At 60.4% G+C, this 7,448-nt stretch carries 8 protein-coding genes and 1 tRNA gene; 5 read left to right on the top strand and 4 right to left on the bottom strand.

What is annotated here, in order from left to right:
• Positions 1 to 224: hypothetical protein (locus tag RSO01_RS48730; protein ID WP_218037662.1), on the top strand; the 224-nt coding region annotated here is incomplete at its 5' end.
• Between the two features lie 292 nt (positions 225 to 516).
• Here RSO01_RS48730 and RSO01_RS45250 read toward each other — a convergent pair.
• Positions 517 to 975, bottom strand: a complete 459-nt coding sequence (locus tag RSO01_RS45250; RefSeq protein WP_147157200.1) for a hypothetical protein — start codon at positions 973 to 975, stop codon at positions 517 to 519.
• 347 nt (positions 976 to 1,322) lie between these two features.
• Between RSO01_RS45250 and RSO01_RS45245 the strand changes: the two genes are divergently transcribed.
• Positions 1,323 to 1,985 carry a hypothetical protein gene (locus RSO01_RS45245; protein WP_147157199.1) on the top strand — a complete coding sequence of 221 codons (663 nt, stop codon included), beginning with the start codon at positions 1,323 to 1,325 and terminating at the stop codon, positions 1,983 to 1,985.
• Positions 1,986 to 2,823: 838 nt separating this feature from the next.
• On the top strand, positions 2,824 to 4,965 hold the full coding sequence (locus tag RSO01_RS45235; protein ID WP_147157198.1) for a DUF4114 domain-containing protein: 2,142 nt from the start codon (positions 2,824 to 2,826) through the stop codon (positions 4,963 to 4,965).
• A 297-nt stretch (positions 4,966 to 5,262) separates the two neighbouring features.
• On the opposite strand, the gene RSO01_RS45230 is transcribed toward RSO01_RS45235, so the two are convergent.
• A tRNA-Val gene (locus RSO01_RS45230) sits at positions 5,263 to 5,337 on the bottom strand.
• Between RSO01_RS45230 and RSO01_RS45225 the strand changes: the two genes are divergently transcribed.
• Together RSO01_RS45225 and RSO01_RS45220 are read left to right on the top strand one after the other, a co-directional pair.
• The gene (locus RSO01_RS45225; RefSeq protein ID WP_147157197.1) at positions 5,310 to 5,993 is read left to right on the top strand and encodes an ATP-dependent DNA ligase; all 684 of its coding nucleotides are present in this window, start codon (positions 5,310 to 5,312) and stop codon (positions 5,991 to 5,993) included. The genes RSO01_RS45230 and RSO01_RS45225 overlap by 28 nt on opposite strands.
• On the top strand, positions 5,990 to 6,238 hold the full coding sequence (locus tag RSO01_RS45220; protein ID WP_174826000.1) for an ATP dependent DNA ligase: 249 nt from the start codon (positions 5,990 to 5,992) through the stop codon (positions 6,236 to 6,238). The genes RSO01_RS45225 and RSO01_RS45220 overlap by 4 nt, the downstream gene beginning before the upstream one ends.
• Before the next feature lie 61 nt (positions 6,239 to 6,299).
• Here the strand turns inward: RSO01_RS45220 and RSO01_RS45215 are convergent, their stop codons facing one another.
• Positions 6,300 to 6,887, bottom strand: a complete 588-nt coding sequence (locus RSO01_RS45215) for a hypothetical protein (RefSeq protein WP_147157195.1) — start codon at positions 6,885 to 6,887, stop codon at positions 6,300 to 6,302.
• Between the two features lie 347 nt (positions 6,888 to 7,234).
• A partial coding sequence (locus RSO01_RS48165) for a hypothetical protein (RefSeq protein WP_218037661.1) occupies positions 7,235 to 7,448 on the bottom strand: 214 nt, incomplete at its 5' end.

The following is a 7,448-nucleotide window of genomic DNA, read 5'->3' as shown; positions in this document are numbered from 1 at the left end:
GACTCGCCGGCTTGGCCAATTTCGACGGCAACTATCTCAATATGCCGCAGCTGCTTTCACACTGGCAGGTCAAGATCGACAGCGCCTCAACGCCAGCCAAACCATGGCCTGCCACCTGTCAGCCGCCCACTGCTGCATCAAGGTTGTCTTCAGAGAATTGGTCGGGCCCTGCACAGGTGCAGCCTTCCTGTGCGGCGGCGTCGCTGCCCCGCGCGGTGCTGTGACGAAGGCCCAGTCAGACCCAAGCATAAGTGGTGAGGATGATGGACAGTGACACCTTTGCACGCCGCATCTTTGTGGCCTACTGCGGCGCAGGACTGTTGTTCGCGCTGCTCGTCTGCGCGCTCGCGCGATAATCATCGGTGCTAGCGCTGGATTTACAGCCCTACGGATGAGTGGACTCCTTTGGGGTACCACCAAACCGTCTGCTTTCCTCTGGCCGAGGCAATGCATCACTCAAACTTTCTAGAGGATGGCCGCTTCCCGAGATTGCAGACCAGCATCGAGCCGTGGTCCTCAGGATGGCTTGAGCTGCAACCGAAAGACAAAGAGAGCGATCGATAGGGCGACCGCGAGATAGGCCAACGTGCTGGCGATGAACCCACGCCACCGTTCGTAGCGCTCGTGGGTTGCAGTGAGCGCGTTGATGCGCTCCTGATCGCGAGTGATGGTGGACAGCGCATCCGCGATTAACTTGTTCTCGAACGCCTGCAATTGCTGGACGACGGTCGGGCTGTCGTATCCTTGAGCAATAGTCTCCTCGTAGGGTTTGAGGACTGCTTGCCAGTTCTTTGGGTAGACGATGGCGGCTGCGCGGCGCAGCGAACCGATCGACGCCGCGTTAGCACGGTACAGGTTGTCGCCGAGATAGCGTAACTTCACGTCGGCTGCGACGGCAGTCATCAATAGGTTGAGTGTGCCACGACCAAGCTCGTTCGCCTGGAACTGCGCCACGAAGCGTTCGAGGTCGCTCATGCCGGCTCTAAGGGTCACGAGTTCCTGCTTCAGAGGCCGCTCCAGCTCGTCGATTCGCAGGTAGATGACGTTGCTACTGAACCACGAGCCAATCGATGGCGCCGCGAACAACAGAGCAACCAGTAAACGGGGGAGAAACACCCGCCCAGTCGAAGGTCCCTGCACTTTTGCGGGAGCGTTCCCGCTAGTCATCATATCCCGCCGCCATTCCCGAATTCCCGCCGCTGCCGCCGCACCGGCGTCGACTTTGGCTGAGAAGCCGGGATTATGCCATCCGTGCGTCGGCGGGGACGAGGCGCTTGCCGTCGTGATAGCCTCTGTCGATAGCATCCTAGGGGGTAGGACTAATGCCGTTCGGACGTTACAGTGGAGGATTGTGGGCGCTCCTCGGCCTTCTAACCACGGCGGCATGCTGGGCGATACCCACGGTCGCTCAAGTCTATCAGAATGGCTACGATATCGGACCTGACTACGGCGCGATGCTGCGCGAGCAACTGGCGCGCAGCCAGCAGCTCGATCGCGAGATACAGGAACGAACCGCCGATATCATCCATCGCACGATGCGGAATCCGGATTGCTATGCCAAATACCAGCAACACGTCGCACAAGGTGGCACGCTGAGCTATCCGCAATTTGCGTACCAGTATGCTGCGACCGGTGGGATCACGCCCGATGGCATCCAGCGCTATCGCTCGGCCGAGCAGCAAAACCAGCAGCGCGAGTATCAGGCGCGGCAGGAATGGCAGCGGGTGCAGCGCGAACGCGGCCAAGCCCAGCAGGAGTATGCTGAGGGATACCGTCGTAACCAGAACCAAGCCGGCGATGTACTGCAAGGTCGGAGCTGGTGGATCGATCCGACTACTGGGCGGCGTCAATCGCTGGCCTACATCGGTCCGAACCAAGGATATGTCGACTACCAAACTGGCAACCGCTACTGGCGCGACGACACCGGCCGTTATGCCGTGCAGACGCCCTCAGGCCAGTGGTACTGGATGGTCCCCGCACAATGACGTCGCGCCGCTGTAGCGGCGCGCTGTTGTTCTAGGGCGCATCACTCCACCGCTCGTGGTTGCGGACAGCAGCGCAGCCCTGTGAGGCTTCTGCTTCTTGGGAGACAAGTGTTATGATGACCTCACACTTTGTCGTGACACCGGACCAGCATGAACGCCCCCAAGTGGTCGGTAAGCAAATGACCGTGTTGGCTTCTAATGCCGCCACGCAAAGCTATGGGATCACGTTGCAGCGTGGCGGCAAAGGTACCAGGCCGCCTCCGCACAGCCACGACTGGGATGAAGCGTTCTAGGTGCTTAGCGGCGAGAGCTTACGTTTGCGTGCCGGCACATTGGTACACATTCCCCGCAGAACAGTGCACGGGTTCCAGTACAGCAAAGGCGGTGGCCAGATGCTGGAAATCACTGGCGAGAACGCTCGGGCCGCTCTGATGTTCGACGCCCTCGACCGGACAAGCATGGATGGGCCGCCAGATATCGGGACTCTACTGCAACTGCGCCAACAATACGGAGTCGTCGTTGATGGATCCTAGGCGCACGTGGAAGCTGCTGGCCGAGTTGCGGCGACTGCCGAACCCTACGCCCGCCAAGATGCTAGCGGAGTTCAGGCGTCTTTTGGTGATGAAAAAGCAAAGGCGGCGAAGTATTAGGCTCAGGCCGCAAATGTTCGAAGTCGAGAGGCTCAGCGCGGCTCCTCGTGCTTGCCCCGCGGTCTCAGGTAAGTCACTGAGCTCGGGTCGGTCCTCGACCCGCCAAGCGGCGATCGTGGTTTCTTGGCAACCTCGGCAGAGTACTATTAATCAGTACGGCGACAACCGAGGCACAGAGGACCGTCAGCATGGCATCCGACCCGCTCATCCCCATCAATACGCCATTCAAGTACAACATCGGCGTCAATTACGAGAGTTGGGGAAACGGGCGGACCGGCTACAGCATCACCGCGGATATCGACCAGATCACGCAGTACTTCGGCCTGATCAAGACATTCCACGACGTGGCCGTCGGGACAGTTAATCCGAACGACCCGATCATCGACCCCACTCAGCAACAGGTCATCTCCTACGTCGTCAACACGGCGAACGTCGAGCTTGCCATGGGCACCCTGAACAACGCGCTGGCCCAAGGCGGGTTTGGGCAGCCCTGGGCTCCCGGCCTGATGACCAGCTCGAACTATACTGACAAGTGGGTCCAGATGCTCATCGATGCCTTCGGCAGCACCGCGAAGGTACAAGCGCACCTGAAGATTATCCTCCTTGGTAACGAGATCGATCAGAACGGGCCACCGCCAGGTGATCCGTCCTTCGGCGCCTATAAGACCTGGATCCCACAGGCGTTCGACAACCTGAGCGGCTCGTTGAGCAAGTACGGCCTTGCGTCGATTCCGGTATCGACGACGATTGCCAACTACGGGGTCTCCAACGCCATCGCCGTCAACGTTTCGGCATACATTGAAAGCCATTGGAGCCACGCGTGGGTCGGCGGCAAACCTGTCGTCTTCTACAATCAGTACACTCAAGCCACCTCTCAAGGGCCGATGTCGAGCACCGACTATGCCCCGGTCATCAACTACTTTGAATCCGTCTATCAGCAGCTTCACGGAAAGATTGAACCGTTCATCGGGGAAACCGGCTACTCAACCTTTTACAGCCAGCCCAACCAGATCAAGGTCTACGAGCAGATATCGGCATGGCTCAGTGGCCAGTACCAGAATGGCGGCAAGACCGTTCCGATGTTCGCGTTCGATGCCTTCGATCAGCCCTCGCGAACGCCGCCTGTCGAAGTCAGCTTCGGGATCTTCGCCGAAGATGGATCACATCGCCCCACGGGGCTGAAGCCTGGATTAACTCTCCCCTCGTGGACAAAGTTGCCGATCTCAATCAGCGGCGACGACAGGATGGCCCTTTTCAGTGGCGTCTTCTCGCCCGGAATGACGGTGGATGGCGGTGACGGCACCGACACCCTTGTTCTCGCCGAACCACAATCCGTGGATTTGTCGGCAGGCAAGCTCGTAGGTGTCGAAAGGTTGGAAGGCAGTTCCGGTGGCGACATCGTCAAGATGACAGCAGAAGGACTTATCGCTTTTGATTTTATTGACCTGAGAGGTGGCGCCGATTTGCTCGACATCATCAGCGGGCCGGGCGGTTTGCCTACCGCAACTACCGCTGTTGGATTTGACGCTGAAGACGCATTGAATCTCCAGGGCGTATTGGCGGGACGGGCCGCGGTTAACGTTATCAAGGGCGCGGGCGGCGTCACCCTCGGCATTGGCGGCCTGGACCTTCAGCTGGTTGGCGACTTTTCCGGCGGTGATTTCATGACGGTTGCGCGCGGTGTGGGCGTCGACGCTCATACGTTGGTGACTTTCGAGAGGTTTCTGCCCCGTTTATCGGAAGGCGTACAGGTGGATGCATCCTCCATAAACGGTGTCACGAACGAGCCATTTCTGACTGGTGACGGCGTGGTCCGCTTCGTGCTGGAGCTGAAATCTGCGGTGTCGGCGCACAACAACACACTAGGCGTTTACAAGGTGGCTGCAGACGGGACGATTTTTGATGTGAACATCGTCTTCTTCGGGACGCTGAGCGTTCCCGCCGCCGCGCGAACCGTCAGCTTGGGGGTGCCGGGGAACAATGAAAAGCTCGGGTTCTTCCTGATTCAGGACGGGTTCGACCACTACGGCAACCTCTCCGATAATCTCTCCTTTGTGACGCCCGGAACGACTGCCCCAGCAGACTTTGGAGGTGGCGTACCGCCGATCTTGCGAAGCACCGCGCTAGGAAGCCTGACTGCCGCGCCGATCTTCCACTCCTTTGCGACTTTAAATCTGGGAGACGCCAATCAGGTGCTGTCCGGAGTCGAGCCAGGCGGCCGGGAATTGCAGATAGGTTTCGAGGACCTGCCAACCACAACTGGTGACAATGACTTCCAAGACATCGTGATTGGCATCCGAGTTTTCCCCGACGATCAACTGCTTGTGTAGCCCTCCGTCCGGCCGAGGACGTTCTGGTCTCATCCGACTTTCAATACCCGCTCGAGAGCCATTTTCGTTGTGGTGGCCGCGGTGGAAATCCTGTGGGTCTAAGCGGTCGCCCCATCTGAGCCCAGCGCTTCAGCACGCGCGTGGATCGACCGGCCTTGAAGAGCGTGTGCCCCGAAGATCCGAGCAGACTACACTCCGCTTTGGCTGCAGTGTCAGCCGCCCTTTTTCCCTCCGTTGTTCTTGGGGGCAGCGCATAAACTTACAGCCGGCGACAGGCGAACTTTGCCGGGAAGGCGATGGTGGGCGCGGCACGGATCGAACGTGCGAACTCACCCATGTAAAGGGTGTGCTCTACCGCTGAGCTAAACGCCCAGAGCCGATGTAAGCGATCGCCGATTGCGTGGCCCGAACCCTTCGGGAGTACCCCGGCCCCTCTCCTCAAGCTGGTCACCCGCACCGGCCTCGACTGGTCCCATCGCTACCGGCGCACGGCCGAGGCGCTGCAGCGGCTCCCAGTCAAATCCGCCTACATCGATGGCGAGCTCTGCGCCCTCAATGACGACGGCGAGCCGGTGTTCAGCCGCCTGCAGGCCGCCATGGACGAGGGCAAGACCGATCAGCTCGTCTTCTATGCCTTTGATCTCCTGTTCGTCGACGGCGAGAACATCGCACCGCTGCCCCTGGTCGAGCGCAAGGCCAAGCTTAAGCGTCTGTTCCCGCGCAAGATCGCCGGCTTGCTCTACAGCCACCACGTCGTCGGCAACGGCCCTCAGTTCCGCGCCGAGGCCTGCAAGCTCGGTCTCGAGGGCGCCATCTCCAAGCGCGCCGATCTGCCCTATGCCCCAGGTAACCGCGGGATCTGGTTGAAATCGAAGTGCCTCAACCGCGAGGAGTTTGTGGTCGTCGGCTGGACCGATCCCGAAGGTAGCCGATCGAACATCGGCGCGCTGCTCCTCGGCTACTACACCGCGGATGGCCGCCTGCACTATGCCGGCCGCGCCAGGACGGCATCAACGACAAGGAGTTGAAGCGTCTGGCAGGCGTGCTGAAGCCGCTGGCGGTGCCGAAGATGCCGCCGCCTCGCGACAGCCGCTTCGGCTCGCCGTTGAAACTGTCCAAGGTGCATTGGGTGAGGCCTGAGCTGGTCGTCGAAGTGACCTACCTGACATGGACCGAGGACAATCTGCTGCGCCAGGACTCGTACCAGGGCAAGCGGGAGGACAAGCCGGCGCGTCAAGTCGTCAGGGCGGTGCCGCATCCGCCAGGCCGCTGAGCCATCATGCTGGACCGCCCGCCGTCTGGTTCCACAGACGTATGGCGCGAATCTGTAGGGACTAGGTTCCCATTCCAAGCTGAGTGCTGCTCGATGCCAAAGGCGGTTGGGCCGGAAGGGCCGCTACATCCCATGGCTTCTCCATGGCGCTGTCCTGAAATCGGCGGACCGCCCTCATGCCCGCAAAAGTCAACTTCACTGCGTTGCCGTCGTGTACGATGAGCCAGCCTGCGGCCTCTGCGACCTCGAAAGCCCGCTTGAACTGGTCGTCGCGCTGAATCCCTGCGTGTTTTGCGATGTCGCCGAGCCACTTCCAGGGCATCGGTTCGTGCTGGGTGTACTCGTAGAGAGCGGAGGTGAACCGCATGGCCATGCTGTGGTCCACCTTTTCCGGTGAGGATTGGCCGCATACGCGGCTAGGTTGCTTCATCTGTGCTTTGGGGCCCTTGAGAGGGCGCGGCTTGGGCAATGGCAAAATTGGAGCCGGGAGCAAACAAGTCCTGCCCTTCGCATCCCTTCCCAGCTTTGGCGCGTCGCCCAAGAAGGCTTGCAAGGCTTCGTTGGACGGCGGTACCCACTTCTGATCAGGATACTGCTGTTCCACGTATACGGCCGAGATCTGGCCGTCCGAACTGATTTCAACGAACATTTTGCCCCCGCCCAACCGGCCCACACGGGCCAACCCAAACCGAGTTCGTCCTAGTGGGCCGTGAGGGACTGTTACAGGGGTCTAAAGAACTACCTCAGACGTTGCGCGCGCGAGAGAGAGAGGGCCGCACGACGCGCTCTTGGTAGTCAATGCGTCGTGTTGCCCGGTTCCGGCGCCTCCAACTGTCGGCATGCAGGGCACAGATCGCCTCCCATGCCCTGTCGTCGCCAGTCCATTGGACTCTATCGAACGTCGGCATCCTAAGGCTCTTTTGTTTAGCGTCGGCGACTTGTGTGGGTCTAGGTGCTGACAGACTGGGCCGCGGGTGACGAAGATACCGGGGTAGATCAATGCGCTTTTGAGCCGACGACGATGCGGATAGGCGCTTCCGTCGGCCCCGGCGGGCCATTGAGCGTGCCGCGGAAGCGACGCCAGTCGGCCGGCCAGTTTCCTTTTGCTGCGTTAAACCCGGCCGAACGCAGGGCGTCGAGGACCGCGGACGCGGCCTCGTCCGTCACCGAGTCGCTGCCGTCGTTGATCAACACGGCCACGCCGAGGATA

The sequence above is a fragment of the Reyranella soli genome, assembly GCF_007992495.1.
GTDB lineage: Bacteria > Pseudomonadota > Alphaproteobacteria > Reyranellales > Reyranellaceae > Reyranella > Reyranella soli.
This window is presented reverse-complemented; position numbering and strand designations above follow the sequence as displayed.

Excerpts from the sequence above, each read along its gene's own strand:
- RSO01_RS45250 (WP_147157200.1), bottom strand. The coding sequence starts at position 975 with ATGAGCGACCTCGAACGCTTCGTGGCGCAGTTCCAGGCGAACGAGCTT.
- RSO01_RS45215 (WP_147157195.1), bottom strand. The coding sequence starts at position 6,887 with ATGTTCGTTGAAATCAGTTCGGACGGCCAGATCTCGGCCGTATACGTG.
- RSO01_RS45245 (WP_147157199.1), top strand. The coding sequence starts at position 1,323 with ATGCCGTTCGGACGTTACAGTGGAGGATTGTGGGCGCTCCTCGGCCTT.
- RSO01_RS45235 (WP_147157198.1), top strand. The coding sequence starts at position 2,824 with ATGGCATCCGACCCGCTCATCCCCATCAATACGCCATTCAAGTACAAC.